This window comes from Actinoplanes siamensis (assembly GCF_016862395.1).
Taxonomy (GTDB): domain Bacteria; phylum Actinomycetota; class Actinomycetes; order Mycobacteriales; family Micromonosporaceae; genus Actinoplanes; species Actinoplanes siamensis.
Genome location: NZ_BOMW01000061.1, coordinates 1 through 16,725, shown reverse-complemented (window position 1 = coordinate 16,725; position 16,725 = coordinate 1). Strand labels below are relative to the sequence as shown.

22 protein-coding genes are annotated in these 16,725 nt (G+C 71.8%); 9 read left to right on the top strand and 13 right to left on the bottom strand.

All coding sequences use genetic code 11. The features are described from left to right. Window positions 1-17 precede the first annotated feature (17 nt). Entirely contained in the window at window positions 18-899 is an 882-nt protein-coding gene (locus tag Asi03nite_RS28935) for an SDR family oxidoreductase (RefSeq protein ID WP_203683649.1), read from the bottom strand. Window positions 900-1,015: 116 nt separating this feature from the next. On the opposite strand from Asi03nite_RS28935, the gene Asi03nite_RS28930 reads away from it, so the two are divergent. Further along, window positions 1,016-1,594 (top strand): TetR/AcrR family transcriptional regulator, encoded by a 579-nt coding sequence (locus tag Asi03nite_RS28930; protein ID WP_203683648.1) that lies wholly within the window; start codon window positions 1,016-1,018, stop codon window positions 1,592-1,594. 85 nt (window positions 1,595-1,679) lie between these two features. Here Asi03nite_RS28930 and Asi03nite_RS28925 read toward each other — a convergent pair whose 3' ends face one another. From Asi03nite_RS28925 to Asi03nite_RS28895, 7 genes are all read right to left on the bottom strand, one after another. Beyond that, window positions 1,680-2,423, bottom strand: coding sequence for an SDR family NAD(P)-dependent oxidoreductase (locus Asi03nite_RS28925; RefSeq protein WP_203683647.1), 744 nt, complete (start codon window positions 2,421-2,423; stop codon window positions 1,680-1,682). Beyond that, on the bottom strand, window positions 2,420-2,659 hold the full coding sequence (locus Asi03nite_RS28920; RefSeq protein ID WP_203683646.1) for a hypothetical protein: 240 nt from the start codon (window positions 2,657-2,659) through the stop codon (window positions 2,420-2,422). The genes Asi03nite_RS28925 and Asi03nite_RS28920 overlap by 4 nt, the downstream gene beginning before the upstream one ends. After that, the gene (locus Asi03nite_RS28915; protein WP_203683645.1) at window positions 2,656-3,480 is read right to left on the bottom strand and encodes a fumarylacetoacetate hydrolase family protein; all 825 of its coding nucleotides are present in this window, start codon (window positions 3,478-3,480) and stop codon (window positions 2,656-2,658) included. Before Asi03nite_RS28915 ends, Asi03nite_RS28920 begins: the two co-directional genes overlap by 4 nt. Then, a complete protein-coding gene (locus Asi03nite_RS28910; RefSeq protein WP_203683644.1) occupies window positions 3,477-4,295 on the bottom strand; it encodes an amidohydrolase family protein in 819 nt (272 codons plus the stop codon). The genes Asi03nite_RS28915 and Asi03nite_RS28910 overlap by 4 nt, the downstream gene beginning before the upstream one ends. Continuing rightward, a complete protein-coding gene (locus tag Asi03nite_RS28905; protein WP_239103003.1) occupies window positions 4,292-5,263 on the bottom strand; it encodes an aldo/keto reductase in 972 nt (323 codons plus the stop codon). Before Asi03nite_RS28905 ends, Asi03nite_RS28910 begins: the two co-directional genes overlap by 4 nt. 402 nt (window positions 5,264-5,665) lie before the next feature. Next, on the bottom strand, window positions 5,666-5,866 hold the full coding sequence (locus Asi03nite_RS28900) for a MerR family transcriptional regulator (protein WP_203683643.1): 201 nt from the start codon (window positions 5,864-5,866) through the stop codon (window positions 5,666-5,668). A gap of 550 nt (window positions 5,867-6,416) precedes the next feature. Continuing rightward, window positions 6,417-7,565 carry a monooxygenase gene (locus Asi03nite_RS28895; protein ID WP_239103002.1) on the bottom strand — a complete coding sequence of 383 codons (1,149 nt, stop codon included), beginning with the start codon at window positions 7,563-7,565 and terminating at the stop codon, window positions 6,417-6,419. 173 nt (window positions 7,566-7,738) lie between these two features. On the opposite strand from Asi03nite_RS28895, the gene Asi03nite_RS28890 reads away from it, so the two are divergent. Then, a complete protein-coding gene (locus tag Asi03nite_RS28890; protein ID WP_203683641.1) occupies window positions 7,739-8,653 on the top strand; it encodes a cation diffusion facilitator family transporter in 915 nt (304 codons plus the stop codon). A 56-nt stretch (window positions 8,654-8,709) separates the two neighbouring features. On the opposite strand, the gene Asi03nite_RS28885 is transcribed toward Asi03nite_RS28890, so the two are convergent. Beyond that, on the bottom strand, window positions 8,710-9,276 hold the full coding sequence (locus Asi03nite_RS28885; protein ID WP_203683640.1) for a GNAT family N-acetyltransferase: 567 nt from the start codon (window positions 9,274-9,276) through the stop codon (window positions 8,710-8,712). A gap of 71 nt (window positions 9,277-9,347) precedes the next feature. Beyond that, window positions 9,348-10,316 (bottom strand): cation diffusion facilitator family transporter, encoded by a 969-nt coding sequence (locus Asi03nite_RS28880; RefSeq protein WP_203683639.1) that lies wholly within the window; start codon window positions 10,314-10,316, stop codon window positions 9,348-9,350. A gap of 288 nt (window positions 10,317-10,604) precedes the next feature. Between Asi03nite_RS28880 and Asi03nite_RS28875 the strand changes: the two genes are divergently transcribed. After that, a complete protein-coding gene (locus tag Asi03nite_RS28875; RefSeq protein ID WP_203683638.1) occupies window positions 10,605-11,540 on the top strand; it encodes a hypothetical protein in 936 nt (311 codons plus the stop codon). Here the strand turns inward: Asi03nite_RS28875 and Asi03nite_RS28870 are convergent. Beyond that, the gene (locus tag Asi03nite_RS28870; RefSeq protein WP_203683637.1) at window positions 11,497-11,664 is read right to left on the bottom strand and encodes a hypothetical protein; all 168 of its coding nucleotides are present in this window, start codon (window positions 11,662-11,664) and stop codon (window positions 11,497-11,499) included. The genes Asi03nite_RS28875 and Asi03nite_RS28870 overlap by 44 nt on opposite strands. A 115-nt stretch (window positions 11,665-11,779) precedes the next feature. Here Asi03nite_RS28870 and Asi03nite_RS28865 point away from each other — a divergent pair, with 115 nt between their 5' ends. Together Asi03nite_RS28865 and Asi03nite_RS28860 are read left to right on the top strand one after the other, a co-directional pair. Beyond that, the gene (locus Asi03nite_RS28865) at window positions 11,780-11,971 is read left to right on the top strand and encodes a hypothetical protein (protein ID WP_203683636.1); all 192 of its coding nucleotides are present in this window, start codon (window positions 11,780-11,782) and stop codon (window positions 11,969-11,971) included. Beyond that, window positions 11,968-12,378, top strand: coding sequence for a hypothetical protein (locus Asi03nite_RS28860; RefSeq protein WP_203683635.1), 411 nt, complete (start codon window positions 11,968-11,970; stop codon window positions 12,376-12,378). Before Asi03nite_RS28865 ends, Asi03nite_RS28860 begins: the two co-directional genes overlap by 4 nt. Here the strand turns inward: Asi03nite_RS28860 and Asi03nite_RS28855 are convergent. After that, window positions 12,320-13,411, bottom strand: a complete 1,092-nt coding sequence (locus Asi03nite_RS28855; RefSeq protein ID WP_203683634.1) for a DUF4037 domain-containing protein — start codon at window positions 13,409-13,411, stop codon at window positions 12,320-12,322. The genes Asi03nite_RS28860 and Asi03nite_RS28855 overlap by 59 nt on opposite strands. Window positions 13,412-13,461: 50 nt before the next feature. Between Asi03nite_RS28855 and Asi03nite_RS28850 the strand changes: the two genes are divergently transcribed. From Asi03nite_RS28850 to Asi03nite_RS28840, 3 genes are all read left to right on the top strand, one after another. Continuing rightward, window positions 13,462-14,460 carry a phosphotransferase gene (locus Asi03nite_RS28850; protein ID WP_239103001.1) on the top strand — a complete coding sequence of 333 codons (999 nt, stop codon included), beginning with the start codon at window positions 13,462-13,464 and terminating at the stop codon, window positions 14,458-14,460. A 564-nt stretch (window positions 14,461-15,024) separates the two neighbouring features. Then, entirely contained in the window at window positions 15,025-15,369 is a 345-nt protein-coding gene (locus tag Asi03nite_RS28845; RefSeq protein ID WP_203683633.1) for a hypothetical protein, read from the top strand. A 280-nt stretch (window positions 15,370-15,649) separates the two neighbouring features. Next, a complete protein-coding gene (locus Asi03nite_RS28840; protein WP_203683632.1) occupies window positions 15,650-16,234 on the top strand; it encodes a hypothetical protein in 585 nt (194 codons plus the stop codon). A gap of 5 nt (window positions 16,235-16,239) precedes the next feature. Here the strand turns inward: Asi03nite_RS28840 and Asi03nite_RS28835 are convergent, their stop codons facing one another. Further along, entirely contained in the window at window positions 16,240-16,506 is a 267-nt protein-coding gene (locus Asi03nite_RS28835; RefSeq protein WP_239103000.1) for a hypothetical protein, read from the bottom strand. Window positions 16,507-16,521: 15 nt separating this feature from the next. Between Asi03nite_RS28835 and Asi03nite_RS28830 the strand changes: the two genes are divergently transcribed. Next, on the top strand, window positions 16,522-16,725 hold a 204-nt coding region (locus tag Asi03nite_RS28830), incomplete at its 3' end, for a hypothetical protein (protein WP_203683631.1).

Here is a 16,725-nt window from a genome sequence, read left to right as displayed (position 1 = left end):
CGCCGGGCCGACTCCGCTCAGGGCTGGATGTTCTCCAGATCCGCGAGCAGGCTCGGGTGCTCCGGCCGCCAGCCGAGCGCCGCGCGGGTGTGCGCGCTGGATGCCGGCTGGTCCATCGCGAAGATCGGTCCGAACGGGCCGAAGGTCTCCTCCGGCACGGGCCGCACCGGCAGGCCCAGTCGCCGGCCCACGACGGCGGCGATGTCGCGTACCGCGTCGCCCTCGTCGGCCACCGCGTGCCAGGCGGTCCCGGCCGGCGCCGACTCCAGGACCAGCCGGAACAGCACCGCCGCGTCCAGGGCGTGGACGGCCGGCCAGCGCTGGGCGCCGTCGCCCGGGTAGCCGGCGACGCCGGTCCGGCGCGCCGTTTCGGTCAGCAGCCCGGCGAACCCGCCCTGGCCGTTGTGGTGCACGGTGCGCGGCATGCGCACGGCCGTCGCGCGGACCCCGCGCGAGGCCAGCGCCAGCATCGCGTTCACTGACCGGCCGCGCCCGCCGACCGGTCCGTCGGTGGGCAGCGGGTCGGCCTCGGTGGCGGCGCGGCCGGGCGCCCACGGGGTTCCGGAGACCGTGACGATGGGCCGCTCGCCGCCGACCAGCGCCTCGCCCAGCGCGGTCATCGCGGCGCTCTCCTCGGCGATGGACGCGGCCAGGCTCTCCGCGCTGCCGTAGTCGCGCCCGAACGCCAGGCTGACCACGCCGTCGGCCCGGGCCGCCCCGGCGCGCAGCACGTCGAGGTCCGCCAGCGTGCCGCGCAGCACCTCGGCGCCGGCGTCCCGCAGTGTCCGCTCCGAGCCGTCCGACCGTGCCAGGGCCAGCACGGTGTGCCCGTTCGTGAGCAGTTCGGTGACGACGGCCGAGCCGATGGTGCCGGTGCCGCCGGTGACGAAGACGTGCATGGGGGTCTCCTCAAGTGATGGGAGTGTTGTCCCATCACCGTAACAGCGTGACGGGACACTTGTCCCGTCACCGTGAGATTTTGCGGGACACTTGTCCCGTCACCTACGATGGCGCCGTGGCCCGCTGGCAACCCGAGACGACGCAGCGCCTCGTCGTCGCGGCCGTCGACCTGTTCACCGAGCAGGGGTACGACGCGACCACCGTGGCGCAGATCGCCGAACGTGCCGGGGTCACCAAGAGCACCTTCTTCCGGCACTTCGCCGACAAACGGGAACTGCTCGTGGCCGGGCAGGAAACCCTGTGCCGGCTGCTCACCGAGGGCATCGCCGAGGCGCCGGCGGGCGCCGGCCCGCTCGACGCGGTCGCCGCCGGCCTGGAACGGGCGTCCAGCGCGCTGGGCCCGGCGAACCGGGCGCTGGGCCCACGGCTGAAGGCGGCGGTGGCGGCCAGCACGGAGCTGCAGGAACGCGACGCGCTCAAGAGCGTGGGCCTGGCCGCCGCGATGACGGCGGCGCTGGTGGCCCGCGGGGTGCCGGAGCTGGTCGCGCAGCTGGCGGCCGAGCTGGGCGTGCTGGCCTTCAAGCGGGGGTACGCCCAGTGGTCGGAGATCGACCGCGACGAGACGACGGGCCTGGCGGAGCACGCCCTGGCCGCCCTCAACGACCTCCGCCAAGCCACCACCGCCCTGACCTGACCAGCCGCCGCCCGCGGCGGGCACAGTCCACCGCCGCGGCACAGCTCGTCGTGCCGCGCGCCTGATGGGGATGGGCGGGCGGAGATCAGCGGGAGGGCAGGCGGAGGCCGGACATTCCGCCGTCCACGGCCAGGGACATCCCGGTGGTGGCGCCGGACGAGGGGCTGACCAGGTAGGCGACCGCGGCGGCCACCTCCTCCGCGGTGACCAGGCGCCCGGTCGGCTGGCGGGCGGCGAGCCGGGCCTTCTCCGCGTCCGGGTCGTCGGTACGCGCCAGCAGGCGGGCCACCCACGGCGTGTCGACCGTGCCCGGCGCCACGCAGCACACCCGGATCCCGTCGCCCACCAGATCGGCGGCCATGGCCAGGGTCAGCGCGTGCACCGCCCCCTTGGAGGCGCAGTAGAGGGCCCGCTCCACCAGCCCCGCCGTCGCGGCGATGGAGGACAGGTTCACGATCACCGGGGAGCGGCTGCGGCGCAGGTAGGGCAGGGCGGCACGGCTGGTCCGGGCCACGCCTGTCACGTTGACGTCCAGGACCCGGGACCACTCGGCGTCGTCGTTGGCCTCCACGGTGCCCACCGCGCTGATGCCGGCGCTGTTGACCAGGATGTCGACGCCGCCGTACGCCTCGGCCAGCGCCCGCATGGCGTCGTCCACCGACGCCGGGTCCCGCACGTCGGTGGTCAGCGGCAGGCCGGGCCCGCCGGCCGGGTCCAGGTCGAGGATTCCCACCCGGGCTCCGCCGGCGGACAGGCGCCGGGCGCACGCGGCGCCGATGCCGGAGCCGCCGCCGGTGATCGCGGCGACCATTCCCTCCAGGTCGGTCATCGCCGGGCCGCGCCTTCCGGGTAGGCGTATCGGGACAGAAGGGCTGGAGCCGCCCGGCACAGCTCGTTCCGGCGCCCGGCGGTCAACGTGAACCCGTGCCCCTCGGACCCGTCGTCCGCCCGCGGCACCGGGTACGCCGCGGAGTGGTCCGGATCCGGGTTCATCGCGTCGGACCCGTCGAGCGCGCGCGAGGCGCGGAAGCGCAGGTCGTACGACCGGATCGACGCGACCCTCATCCCTTGACCACGTTGCGCTGCCGCCCCAGGCCGTCGATCTCCATCTCCACCACGTCACCGGCGCTCAGGTACGGGAAGCGCCCGCTCAGCGCCACCCCCTCCGGCGTCCCGGTGCTGATCAGGTCACCCGGCTCCAGGACGGTGAACTGCGAGAGGTGCCAGATCAGGAAGGCCACGTCGAAGATCATGTCGGCGGTGCTGGAGTCCTGCCGCGGCTCGCCGTTGACCCAGGAGCGCAGCCGCAGCGGGAAGGTCAGCTCGTCCGGGCTGACCAGCCACGGCCCGAGCGGGTTGAACGTCTCGCAGGACTTGCCCTTGGACCACTGCCCGCCCGACCTGTCGAACTGGAAGTCGCGTTCCGACACGTCGTTGCTGAGCACGTAGCCGGCGACGTGCCCGAGCGCCTCCTCGGGGCCGCTCAGGTAGCGCGCCGTGCGGCCGATCACGACGCCCAGCTCCACCTCCCAGTCGGTGCGCCGCGAGCCGGGCGGGATCAGGATGTCGTCCTCCGGGCCGACCACGGTGTTCGGCGCCTTGTAGAACACGATCGGCTCGGCCGGCGGCCGGTTGCCGGACTCGGCGGCGTGCGCGGCGTAGTTCTGCCCGATGCAGAGCACCACGCCGGGCCGGGCGATGGGCGGCCCGATCCGGTGGTGGTCCAGGTCGGCGGGGGGCAGCTCGTCCGGGTCGCCGGTGTAACCGCCGCCGGCCAGGAACGCCGCGTCGATGTCCGGCGTCACCTCGGACAGGTCGCGCAGCACGCCGTCGGCGTACAGGATCGGGCGTTCCGCGCCAGGTGCTCCAGCACGCAGATACCTCACTGACACTCCAATCGGTAGACGCGGATCGCGGTCGCGCCGAACACGTCGCCGGGGCGCCCGCCGAGGATCCCGGTGAGCACGGCGACCACCTCCTCGTACGTCGCCACCACCTCGCACACCGGCCAGTCCGAACCGAACATCAGCCGGTCCGGACCGAAAAGGTCAAGAGCGAGATGGACGTACGGCCGGAGCACCGCCCGGGTCCACCCGGCTCCCGCCTCGGTCACCAGACCGGACAGTTTCGCCACCACGTTCGGGCGGGCGGCCACCGGAGCGATCAGCCGTGCCCAGCCGGCCAGGTCGTGCATCGGCGGCTTGCCGAGGTGGTCCAGCACGAACGTGGCGTCCGGCAGCGCGGCGGCCGCCCGGGCCACCGACGGCAGCTGGGTGGCGCGCACCACCAGCTCGTTGACCAGTCCCGCCTCCGCGACCGTGGCGAGCCCCGCCCGTACGCCCGGTCGGTCCAGAAGGTCGTCGGGGCCGGCCTGAACCTGGTCGCGGACCCCGACCAGCCGGTCGCCGCCCGGCCCGGACCGGTGCCGGGCCAGCATGGCCCGCAGGTCCGGGTCGGCCAGGTCGGCCCAGCCCACCACCCCGGCGATCTCGTGCGTGCGCGCGGCCAGCGCCAGGAAACGGCTGGTCTCGGCGGCCTGACGGAGCCCCGCCTCGACCAGCACGGTGCGCTGCACGCCGGCCGCGGCCAGGTGCGGGCGTAGGTCGGCCATGGTGTAGTCGCGCCGGATCGGCGCGAGGCCGTCCGCGGCCAGCCACGGATAGTCGGCGGTCCACAGGTGGTGGTGCGCGTCGATGATCATGGGAGGGGCACTTCGGCGTCCAGCAGACCGTTCTTGATCAGGTCGTGCCAGAGCTCGCCGGGGATCTCCAGGGCGGCCATCGCGGCCGCGTCCGCCGCCTCCGCCGCCGAGCGCATGCCGATCAGCACGGACGCGACGGCCGGATGCGCCAGCGGGAACTGCAGGGCGGCAGCCCGCAGCGGCACGCCGTACCGCGCGCACACCGCGGCCATCGCCCGTGCCCGGACGAGGATCTCCGGCGGCGCGCTGCGGTAGTCGTAGGTGCCGTTGCGCTCCGGGTCGGCGAGGATCCCGGAGTTGTAGACGCCACCGCAGATCACCGAGATGCCGCGCCGCGTGCACTCGGGCAGCAGATCCCGCAGGCCCGACTGGTCGAGCAGGGTGTACCGCCCGGCGAGCAGGAAACAGTCGAAGTGGCCGGTGCGCGCGAACTCGGTGAGCATCGCCGACTGGTTCATCCCGGCGGAGACGGCGCCGATCCGGCCCTCCTCGCGCAGCTCCACAAGGGCGGGCAGCGCCTCGTGCAGCGCGGCCGGGAAGTGCTCGTCGGGGTCGTGCAGGTGCAGCACGTCGACCCGGTCCAGGCCCAGGCGCTCGAGGCTCTGGCGGTGCTGCGACCGTACCCCCTCAGCGGTGAAGTCCCAGAGCGGTGCGGCGCCGGACGGCTCGGACCACGTGCTGTCCCCGGCGTCGCCGCCGGCGACCAGCCGGCGGCCGACCTTGGTGGACAGCGTGAAGCCGCTCCGGCCGCGCAGCGCGGCGCCGGCGCGGCGCTCGGAGAGGCCGGCGCCGTAGAGCGGCGCGGTGTCGAAGAACCGGATGCCCAGCTCCCAGGCGGCGTCCACGGCGGCGGTCGCGCCGACGTCGCCGACCGGCGCATACAGCCCGCCGATCGGGGCCAGGCCCATGCCGAGGCGGGTGACGGTGACGCCGGTGCCGCCCAGCGGCACACGCTCGAACGGATCCACTTCCCGGTCCTTTCGTAGATCCTATGGGATCCACGTATCTGTCCAATCCCTTCGCGGGCACTGGTCAGCTTATCGGGAAAGCTCGATGTGCCGGGGCCGATCCGCCGCTGAGTGCTCAGCGACGACGTGTACGAGTCGCTGAGGTCGCTGATCCTGGAGCACCGGCTGGCCCGGCCCACCTTGTCGGCAGTCCTCGCCTCTTGGCCGCGCTGGCCTGCGGGCCGTGCCCGGCGGCGCTCGCCCTCCGCCGTGCCCGGTCGTGCCCGGCCGGTTTCCGGGTGCCGGCGCCTCTGTCGCTGGCCGTGAGTTCGCCCGGGAGGGCGGACCTTCGGTGCGCCGGGAAGCGATTTCTCCGGCGCGGATCGAACAGGTCCGTGGCCGGCGGCCGGTGACCGCCCAGGATCAGCGTTCGGCCGCCCGGGCGGGTCGGCGCGCCGGCTCGGCGCGGTGGACGCTGATCCATTCCTCGATGTCCTCGGCGAGCCAGACCCGGCCCTGGGACAGGACGGCGGCGGGCTTGGGGAAGTGGGTCTTCGCGGTCAACTGATTCACCCGTTGCCGGCTGATCGACCCCAGCCGGATGCCGATCTCAAAGGTTCCCATCAATCGAATCCTTTTTGCCTTCATGCAAGCGACTATAGGCACAGAGCAACCCTGTGAGTAGCCCATGAGCCCAAGATATTGCGGAAACTTTGGCGCGCGTCCCACCGGTGGTGCGTCGATCCGTCGCTTGTCACGAGGCCAGATGCCCTGTGACAGGTTCAAACGTGCTCTTGCCCGGCCGCCCGGACCGTCACCGTTTCGTGTGCCCGGCCGCCCGATCCGGTGATCCCGCCGCTTCGGCTGCGCCGCGCCCTTCGCTCCGCGGCCGCCCGTGGCGCGGCTCAGCCCTGCCTGGCTGGCGCTCACGGGCGTCCAAGACGAACAGTTCTCGTCCTATCCTCCTAGGATGGCTAAGGCGGCGCAGCGCCGAACACAATGGCGGCCAGGGAACAGCGACGAGCCGGGCTCCCGTCGCGGTACGGGCCACCGGAGCGGTGGCGTCGCCGACTCCCCGTACCTGCTCGGCGGGCCACCGGAGTAGAGACGTCGTCGGTTCCCCGCTCAAGCTCGGCGGGGAACCGACGATGCCACCGCATCGACGGCGGGTCCGTCAGGCGGGGGCGGCCACCAGGATGCCCAGGCACATCTCGTCGCTGGTGCCTTCGCCCCACACCACGTACCGCGGCGGGAGCTTTTGCAGCTGCGGCAGCAGTTTGCGCAGTTTGGCGTCATGGGTGCAGGTCACCCGCACGGTGTCGCCCGGCTTGACCGCGATCGGCTTGGGCAGCGGGACCAGCGCCTGGTTGTCGAAGTTGTACTGCGGGACGTCCAGGATCGTCTGCGCGCCGGGCTTCCCCGGGTTCAGCTCGATCTTGATGGCGCGGCCCAGCAGGTGCATGTGACCGGCCGCCATGTAGATCGTGCCGGGCTTCTGGATGGGCTGGTCGCAGTGCTGGGTGTCGCCGGGCCGCACCTTGCCGCCGCTGCAGCCCTGGATCAGCTGGCCCTCCTGCTGGCCGGCGTCCGCGCCGAAGCGGCTGCCCACGTCGGCGATGGCGGCGTCGCGGTCGCAGAGCGGGCCGGACTCGCCGGGGGCGCAGGGCAGTTCGATCGGGGCCGGGAACAGGTCCGTGGTGAGGCCCTTCAGCGAGGACGTGCCGCCGGCCACGCGCAGCTGGATGCCGGACCGGTCCGTCTGGCCGGCCGTGCCGGTCTCCAGCAGGTTGTAGTGCACCTGCATGACCAGCTTGCTGCCGGGCGGCATGGAGAAGCCGTAGCCGGCCGGCATCAGCGTCTCGCCGGCGCCCGGCGCCCAGTGCGCCACCCACGCGGTCTGGCCCTGCACGCCGGCGTCGCCGAAGCAGGTCCAGCCCTCGCCGGGGGTCCGCGCGTCGGCCTCGGCGGCCTCGGTGGCCTGCTTCGGGTCGAGCCGGTAGAAGATCGCGTGGTGCACGATGGCCGCGTTCTGCGGGAGGAACCGGCTTCCGGTCAGGTACGACGTGGCGCTCAGCCCGGGGTCGACCAGGAAGCAGCGGTAGTCGTCGGTGCCGCCGTTCGGCGCCTGCGGCGTGTACGGCTGGGGGAGGGCCAGGTCGACGAACCGTTCCCCGTCGCGCAGCGGCGCCGGTGGCGGCGCCGAGCCGGGCGAGTGCCCGGTGTGCGGGTTCGAGACGGCCGGCGCGGCGGCCGGGGTGCCGGTCGTGGTTCCGCAGGCCGCGACCAGCAGCAATGCGGCGACGGGGAGCAGGAGACGGTGCACGGCGCCCTCCAGATCACAAAGACATCGAGACATCCGGAATCGTGCCGATTCACCTTCTTGATCACATCCGGGATGACCCGGAGGGGATCCCGCAGGGGCCAGGGGTGAGCTTCGTCAATTCGGTCTCTTGATCTTCCTGAGACAATGGATCCTCGACTTCGAGGAAGGATCTGATGGCAACCGAAGGCAGTACTAGGGCCGTGGTGACGGCGCTGAGCGCGAACCTCGCGATCGGTGTATCCAAATTCGTCGCCGCGGCCGTCACGGGCTCGGCCTCCATGCTCGCCGAGGGCGTGCACTCGGTGGCCGACTCGACCAACCAGGTGCTCCTGCTCGTCGGTGGCCGCCGCGCGAAACGGCCGGCCTCGGCGCTGCACCCGTTCGGTTATGCCCGGGAGCGCTACGTCTACGCGTTCCTGGTGGCGATCATCCTGTTCAGCCTCGGCGGGCTGTACGCGGTCTACGAGGGATATCACAAGATCGTCGATCCGCATCCGCTGGAGTCCCCGCTGGTCGCGGTGATCGTGCTGCTGATCGCCGCGGTGCTGGAGGGCTACGCGCTGCGGACCGCTGTCGGGGAGGCGAACCGGGTGCGCGGCAAGCGCAGCTGGTTCCGGTTCATCGTGCGCAGCCGCAACCCGGAGCTGCCGGTGATCCTGCTGGAGGACAGCGGCGCCCTGCTCGGCCTGCTGTTCGCGCTGCTGGGGGTGAGCTTGAGCGTGGCCACCGGCAACGGCATCTACGACGGGGTGTCGACGCTGCTGATCGGCGTGTTGCTGGTGAGTGTGGCGGTGGTGCTGGCGGTGGAGACCAAGAGCCTGATCATCGGTGAGTCGGCGGTTCCGGAGCAGCTCACCGCGATCGAGAAGGCGCTGGTCAGCTCACCGGGCGTGCTGCGGGTGATCCACCTGCGCACCATGCATCTGGGCCCGGACGAGTTGTTGCTGGCGGCGAAGATCGCGGTCGGTGAGCACGACGAGGGCCGGGACATCGCGGCGACCATCGACGACGCCGAGGCCCGGGTCCGGGCGGCGGTGCCCACCGCGAAGGTGATCTACCTGGAGCCGGACATCTACCGTCCGGCCTGATCCGTCGCGGACCCGCGATCCGCCGTCACCGGCGGATCGCGGGCCGGCGGGGACGCCTACCGGGTGCGAGTGTGGTGGGCGAGCACCCAGAGCGGCAGCGGGTCGGTGGTGGAGGCGACGACCTCCCAGCCGGCCCGCTGGTACATCGCGACGTTGCCCTCGGTGGAGGTCTCCAGGATCGCCGGGAGCCCGGCCGCGGCGGCGCGCCGGAGGCCTTCGGCCATCACGGCGTGGCCCAGGCGGCGGCCCCGGTGGTCCGGGTGGGTGCCGAGGACCCCGAGATACCAGTACGGCCCGTCCGGCAGCAGGGCGTGGACGGCGTGGTCGTACGCGTCGATGCGCTTCTCCACGTCGGCGGGCAGGCCCCGGCCGGGCGCGGCCGGCGGGGTGCCGTCGGCGGGCGGTTCCCAGATGGCGACGGCGTTGCCGCCCTCGGCGATCCAGATCGCGTCGCGGCCGACCCGCTTGTCGAAGAGGCCGCCGAAGAAGGCGGCGGCGTGCTCCGGGTAGGTGTCGTCGTCGGGGAACAGATGGCGCAGCACCGGATCGTTCTCGAACGCGGGGACGAGACTGGCGAGCACTTTCGTGCGATCGGCCGGAGTGGCCAGGGCGATCTCTGTCACGGACGGACTCTATCCGGGCGCGGCGGCCGACCGGTGGCCACGGCGTACCTCATGAAGCTGGTGAATGTCTCTCACCCGGTCGTGCGGGCGGGGGAGACGCGCAGGTGCTGCTCGGCGCCCGGGTGGGTGTCGGGGGTGGCGTGCACGGTGGCCCCGGTGAGGCGCGGGACGTGGTGGGTGAGCTGGTGCTCGGCGTCGGCGGCGATCTCGTGGGCGGCCATCAGGGTCAGCGCGGCGTCGACCACGATTGCGGCCTCGGCGTGCAGGTGGTGTCCGATCCAGCGCAGACGCAGGCCGCAGACGTCGCGGACGCCGGGGACCAGCCGCAGCTCGCGCTCGGCGCGGCCGGCGAGCTCCGGGTCGACGCGGTCCATCAGCCGCCGGCAGAGGTTGCGGCCGGTGTCCTTGACGACGAGCACGACGACGAGGGTGAGCAGGAGCCCGACGACCGGATCCGCCCAGTGCCAGCCGAGTGCCGCACCGGCCGCGGCCAGGACGACGGAGAGTGAGGCGAAGCCGTCGGTGCGGGCGTACAGTCCGTCGGCGACCAGGGCGGCCGAGCCGATCCGGCGGCCGACGGCGATGCGGTAGCGGGCGACGAGCTCGTTGCCGGCGAAACCGGTCACGCCGGCCGCGAGCATCCAGGGCAGGTGGGTGACGGTCCGCGGCTCGGCCAGGCGGTGGACCGCGAAGGCCGCGGAAACCGCGGCGGATGCCGCGATCACCAGGACGACGGCGACGCCGGCCAGGTCGCCGGCGCGGCCGAAACCCTGGGTGTACGACCGGGTGGCGGCCCGCCGGCCCAGCCAGAAGGCGATTCCCAACGGTACGGCGGTCAGCGCGCCGGCGGCGTTGTGCAGGGTGTCGCCGAGCAGCGCGGCCGAGCCGGCGAACCAGAAGATCACGGCCTGCGCCACGGCTGTGGCGCCGAGCACGGCCAGCGAGATCCACAGCGCCCGCACGCCGGCGCGCGACGACTCCAGCTCCGCGTCGACCCGCTCGGCGGTGTCGCGGGCGTGGGGCCAGCGAAGGTACGGCATGGAGGTCTCTTCTCATCGGCGTCGCCCGCCCACAATATGTGCTCGTGCGTGCGCGCGACGGCGTTGCGGATGCAGGTTACCTGCAGAAACACTCGTCCGGTGACACCAACGCAGTGGCAACCACGGTGCCGGGGACGCTGCGGGCTGGTCGGGTCCGCCGGCGGGTGCACGCGTGGCCGGCGACGACCTCGTCCGGCTGGTCACCGAGGTGCTGTGCGCGGCATTGACCGGTAGGCGTCAGCCGCCCGGCGTATCGATGGGCTCGCGTGGTCGTGGAACACTCGCGTCATGGCGGAGCGGCGGCGCCTCAGGGCATGGGTCGTCAAGCATTGGCGGATCGTCTTCGCGGTGTGCGGCGCGCTGATCGCGGCCGTGCTCGGCGCCGCGGTGCAGGAACTCGCCGACAACCAGCTACGGCTGGCCGCAGCCGCCGCGATCGTGGTCTGTCTGCTTGTCGTGGCACTGCTGACCGGGCTGACCGCGACCATCGACAGCCGACTTCAGGCCGACCGGGAGCTGCTCACCACGATCCGCGGCACGACAGTCGAACACAGGCGTCTGGCGGGCTCCACCGATCGCCGGATCGCCGCTGTCAGGCGGGAGATCGCGGCGATGGCGGCGAATGTCGGCATGCGAGCCGACGCGTTGACGCTCAGCGAGCTGAACGAGGCGAAATCCGTCGAGACCGATCGGACGCGTCAGCTGATGGGAGCCGCGAAGGAGGAGATCCTCATCCTCGACCTGCTGCTCGAGGATGGTAGCTGGCCCAACGAGGCGATGGACGCGCAGTACCAGGCCGACGCGTTCGAGTCCTTCGACGCGCTGGTGCGGCAAACGAGTCCGGGTATCTCGTACCGCCGGATCATCCAGGTGGTGGAACCGGAATCGTCGCTGCGTCACGCGCGCACGCCGCAGCTGGTCAAGCACTGTCACCACATGGTCGGACTGCAACGGGCGCGAGCCGGCAAGGTGTCACTGCGGGTGACCCGGCGGCGGTTCCCCTTCAAGTTCATCATCGTGGACCGTACGGCGGTGGTGTTGCAGCTGCAGGAGTACGGCGACGACCCGGGCGCCCTGCGGATCTGGGGTGAGGTGCTGATCAACGATCCGGGCGGCCAGTTGGTAGCCGTGTTCCGCGCGATCTGGGACGAGTTCGTGGATCATCCGTCGACTCGTACCGTCACGGTCGCCGATCTGCCGCCGCCCGGTGACGCCGCAGCGTGACGACCGCCGCCATGCTGAACCCGAGCAACGGCTGGATCTCGCGGCGGGCGGATCTGTAGAGGTAGGAGCCGGCGCCGAGGCAGTTGAACGCGAGGGCGAGGAACACGAATGCGGACGGAAGCACGGACGCTCCTTGCGGGTCCGCGGCCAGCGTACCGGGCCTGATCCAGGAATCTTCACGCTCACCCGGTCGTGCGACAACTAGTCGTATGTGGGGTGTGCCCTGTACCCTGGTCAACATGTCGCATGACAACATCCTTCAAGAAGCTGCCCGGCATCGGCAGTTTCAGGAACTCTTCTGTGCGGAGCTGGGACTGCCCGCACCGAAGCCGTGGACCGAGGACGACGAAGGGCGCTACCGGGCGTGGATCGAGAACAGCAACCGCCGCTTGACGGAATGGGCGGCACGGCGGAAGGCCATCGCCGGATGACCGGGACCCAGCCCTATATCCTGGACGCCTCCGCGCTGGTGGAACTCTTCAACGGGCACCCCGCGGTGATGAACATGCTGGCGGATGCGGAGGTCGACAGGTTCAGTGTGGTCGCTCCGGCCGCCGCTGTCCTGGAGGCGCAGGTGGTCCTGAAAGCCACGCCGGCGATGTGGGAGTACATGCTGGATCGCCGGGTCGTCGAGTTGCCGCTGCACGGGGAGGCCTCGGTGGAGGCGGGGAACTACGCCCGGCCGCGGCTGGAGCATCACCCGATGTGCCGGCTGCTCACCGGTCCGCCGATGGTCGGGCACGTCCTCCGTGAGGCCAAGGAGATGGGTGGCGCGATCGTCACCGTGATCCCGGAGAACTACGGGGGTCACGACGTCGCGGTGACCGTCCTGGACTGAGGTGAGCCCCCGGCCCGCCCGGCCGGGGGTGTGCTCCTGAAGAGTGCGCCGCGTTGCTCACGGCGATGCAGAATGCGGGCCGTTCCAGCACGTCGCTGTTGTCGCAGAGCTGATCGATGGACCCGATCGGGGCTTGGCCGTCGAGGAGCGCGGCGGCGAACCGTCCGGCGTCGATCACCGGATAGCCGCGGTCGAAGAACGGCCTGCGCCGCGTTTCCTGGGGCGCGCAGAGCCGCAGGGCGTTCTGCCGGCGGGCGGCTTCCTCGTAGGCGTCGCAGAGGGCCGCGGATCTGCGATCCGCATCGTCTGCCGACAATGCCCGGGTCAGGTGGTTCGCCGCCGGGTCGTTCCGGATCGCGGTGGTGAGCCATTTGCCGTACGGCGGCCAGCGCCGTTGCTGCAACAGCAGCAGGCGGGCCAGATCGCGGGCGAGGCAGGCGGTCACGATCCGCGATCCCGGGTCGTCGCCGAGCTCCGCGGTGCGGCCCACGAACGCCTCCTCCCGGCCGATCCGGGCCCACTGGCAGCCCAGCACGTACCGCCAGAGCTCGTCCGGGTACCAGGTGAGCCGGTCGCGGACCGCGGTGAGCTCGCCGCGCGGGTCGTGGAAGACGGCGCCGCCGGTGATCTCGGCGAGCCGCTGCCAGGGGATCGCCAGCCAGTGCGGGTCCGCGCCGATCCGGGTGCGCAGCCAGCTGTCCAGGCGGGTCACGGTGACGTAGTGGTCGACCGGGCCGTCGGTGGCGGCCATCGAGCGGACCCGGGCGCCGGGCGGGGCGAAGTTGACCGGCCAGCCCAGGAAGCTCTTCGGCAGCCGGTGCCGCAGTTCCTCGCCCAGGTCGCCGGGGTCGTCGAGGAACAGGTCGACGCGGGGACCCCAGTCGTGGTCGGTGGAGCGTTCGGTGTCGTAGCCGAGCACGTCGCTGCCGGGGCCGATCCGGGCGGCGATGTGCGGGCGGTCGCCGAGCAGCGGGCGGACCGCCTCGAGGTAGAAGCGGCGGGCCAGTTCCACGCCGGGCCGGAATTCGGGCATCCGGCAGGTCTACCATCCGGAACCATGTGGATCACCCGGATTTCTCGGCCGTGAGCGCACCCGAGGAGCAATTGACGTACGGCACTGCCAATGAGGTCACCGGCGGGGTGTGGCGCGTTCCGTGGGCCGGTGGGACCGCGGTGCGGAAAATGGTCATGCGGCGGCGTCCCGGGGCGGCCGCGCATCTGGCGGCCAGCGATGACCCCGGTCATTTCAACTATTGGCGGCGGGAGCCGATCGCGTATCAGGAGGGGCTGGCGCGGACTGCGTTCGCCGCGGGTGGACTGGCGGTTCCGGAACTGTACGAGATCGAGGAGCGCGCCGACGGCTCGATCGTGATGCTGTTCGCCGATGTGCGCGGGGCGCCGATGCGGGTGTGGCGGCCGGCGGATCTGGGGAATGTCGCGTACCGGCTCGGGGTGGCGCAGTCGCGGTGGATCGGCAGCCCGCCGGGATTCGCCTGGCTGGCCCGGGACTTTTTGCGCGACTACACGCTGGCCCAGCCCGTACCCCCGGAACTGGATTGGGATCATCCGGTGGTGGTGTCGGCCTGGACGCCGCAGTTGCGCGCCGGGCTACGGGAGATGTGGGCGCGGCGCCATGATCTGTTGGCGGTGGCCGGCGCCCTGCCGCGGACGTTGTGCCATCACGACGTGTGGCCGATGAATCTGGTGCTCGCCGAGTCCGGGCCGGTGCTGCTGGACTGGGCGTTCACCGGGCCGGGCGCGATCGGGGAGGACGCGGCGAACCTCGCGCTGGACACGTTCCTGGACGGGCTGGTCGACCTGTCGCTGATGGACGGGGTGCTGGCCGCGGTCACGGAGGGCTACGTACGCGGGATGTCCGATGTCGATCCTGCTCTGGTGCAGCGGGCGATCATGGTCACCGGGGCGGCCAAGTACTTCTGGCTCGCGCCGCGGATGATCGACGCGTTGATGCGGGATCAGCACGCGGCGGCCTACGACTCGCGGAGCTGGCCGGAGAGGTTCGCCGGGCGGGCGCGGGTGCTTGAGGTGGTGGCCCGCTGGGCCGGCGAGGCGCTGCGGTAAGGGTCTGTCCTATCATCCTAGGATGCCATAGAGGCAGTGCGGCAAGCCGCACCAACCCTAAAAGGACGGCTTCGCCGACATCCCCGAGGCAGAGCAGGATCACCCTCCGCCTCGCGTTGCGTTCTCATGCTCAAGCGTCTTGTGAGCGAAGATCGGATCTGTGGAGATCGTGGAACAGCTCGTACTCGGCAAGTACGGGGATTCCGAAGTGTGCGAGCACGCGGCCGCTATCGATGGCGCCACGGACGTGAGCGGCCGGCGTTACGGAAGCGTGGCTGGCGGCTGGTGGGCCATGGCGGCTTGCCGGGACGCGGTGCGGCGGCTTCCGCGCGACGTCGACGCGCACACCGCGGTTGCCGCCATGACCGCGGAGCTGGCGGGCCGCGTCGACTCGGAGTTGATCGCATCGGAACGGCCGAGCGCGGCGGTAACCGCCTCTTCCCGAGCGCGCCGAGAGGTCTGGCAGGTCGGTGACGCCGGATTCGGGTATCGAGGACTCCCCGCGTCGTTCGGCAGGTCCGGGCGCAGGCCACGGACCGGCTGCACGAGCGGCTGTCGTGCCTGGTGTCGGCTGATCAGGTCCGGCTGTTGGAGGGGCTGCTCGATGTGCCGGACGGTTCCCGGTTTTCGCAGTTGGAGCGGTTGCGCACGCCGGTCACGAGGACGTCGGGCACGGGGATATTCCGTGCCCTGCAGCGGGTCGGTGAGGTCGCCGGGCTGGGCCTGGGCGCGCTCGACGTGGGGGTGGTGCCGCGCCGGCGGGTGTGGGAGCTGGCCCGGTACGGGTTGGAGGCGAAGGCGCCGACGTTGCGCCGGCATCCGTACGCGCGCAAGCTGGCCACCCTGCTGGCGACGGTGCGCGCGTTGGAGGCGCGCTCGGTCGACGATGCGCTGGATCGGCGCGGCTGAGCCGGGTGTGGTCGTAGCGGGCCTGGGCGGCCAGGGCGCGCAGGCTTAGCCCGGCCTCGGTGCGCAGGTGGTGCAGGACCACGCCGAAGACGTGGCGTACGGCGTCGCTGTCGGCGTCCATCACCAGGCCGCCCCCTCGGGATCCGTTGCCGTCGATGTTGCCGCAACACCGGAGGGGTTCTCAACCCGCAGCCGTCCGGTGACGCTGGGTGCATTGGCCGCCGACGTGCTTCACGCCGGTTCGGCCGGATCCTCTCCCCTCATCGGAAGGAGCACCGCTATGACCACCGACCTGGACATCCCCGCCGTCGGCGCCCGGGCCGCCGAGATCCTCGCCCAGATCGAGGCGCACCCGCTCTACACCCACCTGACCGAGAGTTCGCTGAAGTACACGTGTTGCTGGTTCACCACGACCGGCTACGCCACGATCAACGACTGGAACGTGGAGCAGGACTCGCCGAAGCTGGCGGTCGAGGGCCTGCGGGTGCTCGCGCTCAAGGCCGCCGTGCTGGAGGCCACCGGCGACGAGGATCGGGCCGAGCTGCTGGTCGCCGCGCCGGTCGACGAGATGGTCCACGCGATCCTCGCGCAGTGGAACGTGATGACCAAGATCCAGGAGGACCTCGGGATCCGGTTCAACCACGCCACCGACCTGGAGGAGTTCGGCTACGAGGTCGGCGGCGAGACCGACCAGCTGTACGCGGCGGCCGGCTGGGGCCCGAAACCGATGCGGTACTGGCTGCCCACCAGCGAGGTCAACCGCCGCCTCGACGTGCTCGGCCGGCTGTACGAGTCGATCGGCATCCAGGGCCACGGCGCTACGACGAGCATCAACTTCGACGAGCCGGTTCCTGCCGCCGGCTGAGCGGCTCAGGCCCGGGTCAGCTCCCGCGACAACACCTTGCGCATCGCCTTCACCACCTCGCGCGAGGCGAACCGGGTGCCGGCCTCACGTTCGGCGCGGGCGACCGCGCCGAACATCCGCTCCTGCGGCACGCTACGCAACATCGCGACCAGCCAGCCTTCAAGGTCCTCCAGCCGCTCCGGCAGCTCCAGGGCCTCCGGCGTGGGGGCCGGCGCCGGGCTGTCGAGGTCCGGCACCGGCACTCCAGCCGACTTGTACTCACCGACGGGCATCCCCACCCGGTACGGATGTTCTCCAGAATCCGACTGTCTCATGAGACAGTCGTCGACCTGCTGGCCAAGCCGAGAAGGGAGAGGCTCTCCGCGGGAGGCGTAGCGCCCTGGCGGCAGGCCGACTCTCCAGGGATGTATGCACAGCGGCGTGCCCAGCGAGGCGATGATCCGAACGCCGTCAACGAAGGCTTGGCCGGCGAAGGGCGGCTCGGCGACGTT

Bases quoted from the DNA above. Each gene is read 5' to 3' on its own strand.
- Asi03nite_RS28935 (WP_203683649.1), bottom strand. From the start codon at position 899: ATGCACGTCTTCGTCACCGGCGGCACCGGCACCATCGGCTCGGCCGTC.
- Asi03nite_RS28925 (WP_203683647.1), bottom strand. From the start codon at position 2,423: ATGACCGACCTGGAGGGAATGGTCGCCGCGATCACCGGCGGCGGCTCC.
- Asi03nite_RS28920 (WP_203683646.1), bottom strand. From the start codon at position 2,659: ATGAGGGTCGCGTCGATCCGGTCGTACGACCTGCGCTTCCGCGCCTCG.
- Asi03nite_RS28910 (WP_203683644.1), bottom strand. From the start codon at position 4,295: ATGATCATCGACGCGCACCACCACCTGTGGACCGCCGACTATCCGTGG.
- Asi03nite_RS28900 (WP_203683643.1), bottom strand. From the start codon at position 5,866: ATGGGAACCTTTGAGATCGGCATCCGGCTGGGGTCGATCAGCCGGCAA.
- Asi03nite_RS28890 (WP_203683641.1), top strand. From the start codon at position 7,739: ATGGCAACCGAAGGCAGTACTAGGGCCGTGGTGACGGCGCTGAGCGCG.
- Asi03nite_RS28880 (WP_203683639.1), bottom strand. From the start codon at position 10,316: ATGCCGTACCTTCGCTGGCCCCACGCCCGCGACACCGCCGAGCGGGTC.
- Asi03nite_RS28875 (WP_203683638.1), top strand. From the start codon at position 10,605: ATGGCGGAGCGGCGGCGCCTCAGGGCATGGGTCGTCAAGCATTGGCGG.
- Asi03nite_RS28865 (WP_203683636.1), top strand. From the start codon at position 11,780: ATGTCGCATGACAACATCCTTCAAGAAGCTGCCCGGCATCGGCAGTTT.
- Asi03nite_RS28860 (WP_203683635.1), top strand. From the start codon at position 11,968: ATGACCGGGACCCAGCCCTATATCCTGGACGCCTCCGCGCTGGTGGAA.
- Asi03nite_RS28855 (WP_203683634.1), bottom strand. From the start codon at position 13,411: ATGCCCGAATTCCGGCCCGGCGTGGAACTGGCCCGCCGCTTCTACCTC.
- Asi03nite_RS28840 (WP_203683632.1), top strand. From the start codon at position 15,650: ATGACCACCGACCTGGACATCCCCGCCGTCGGCGCCCGGGCCGCCGAG.
- Asi03nite_RS28835 (WP_239103000.1), bottom strand. From the start codon at position 16,506: ATGCCCGTCGGTGAGTACAAGTCGGCTGGAGTGCCGGTGCCGGACCTC.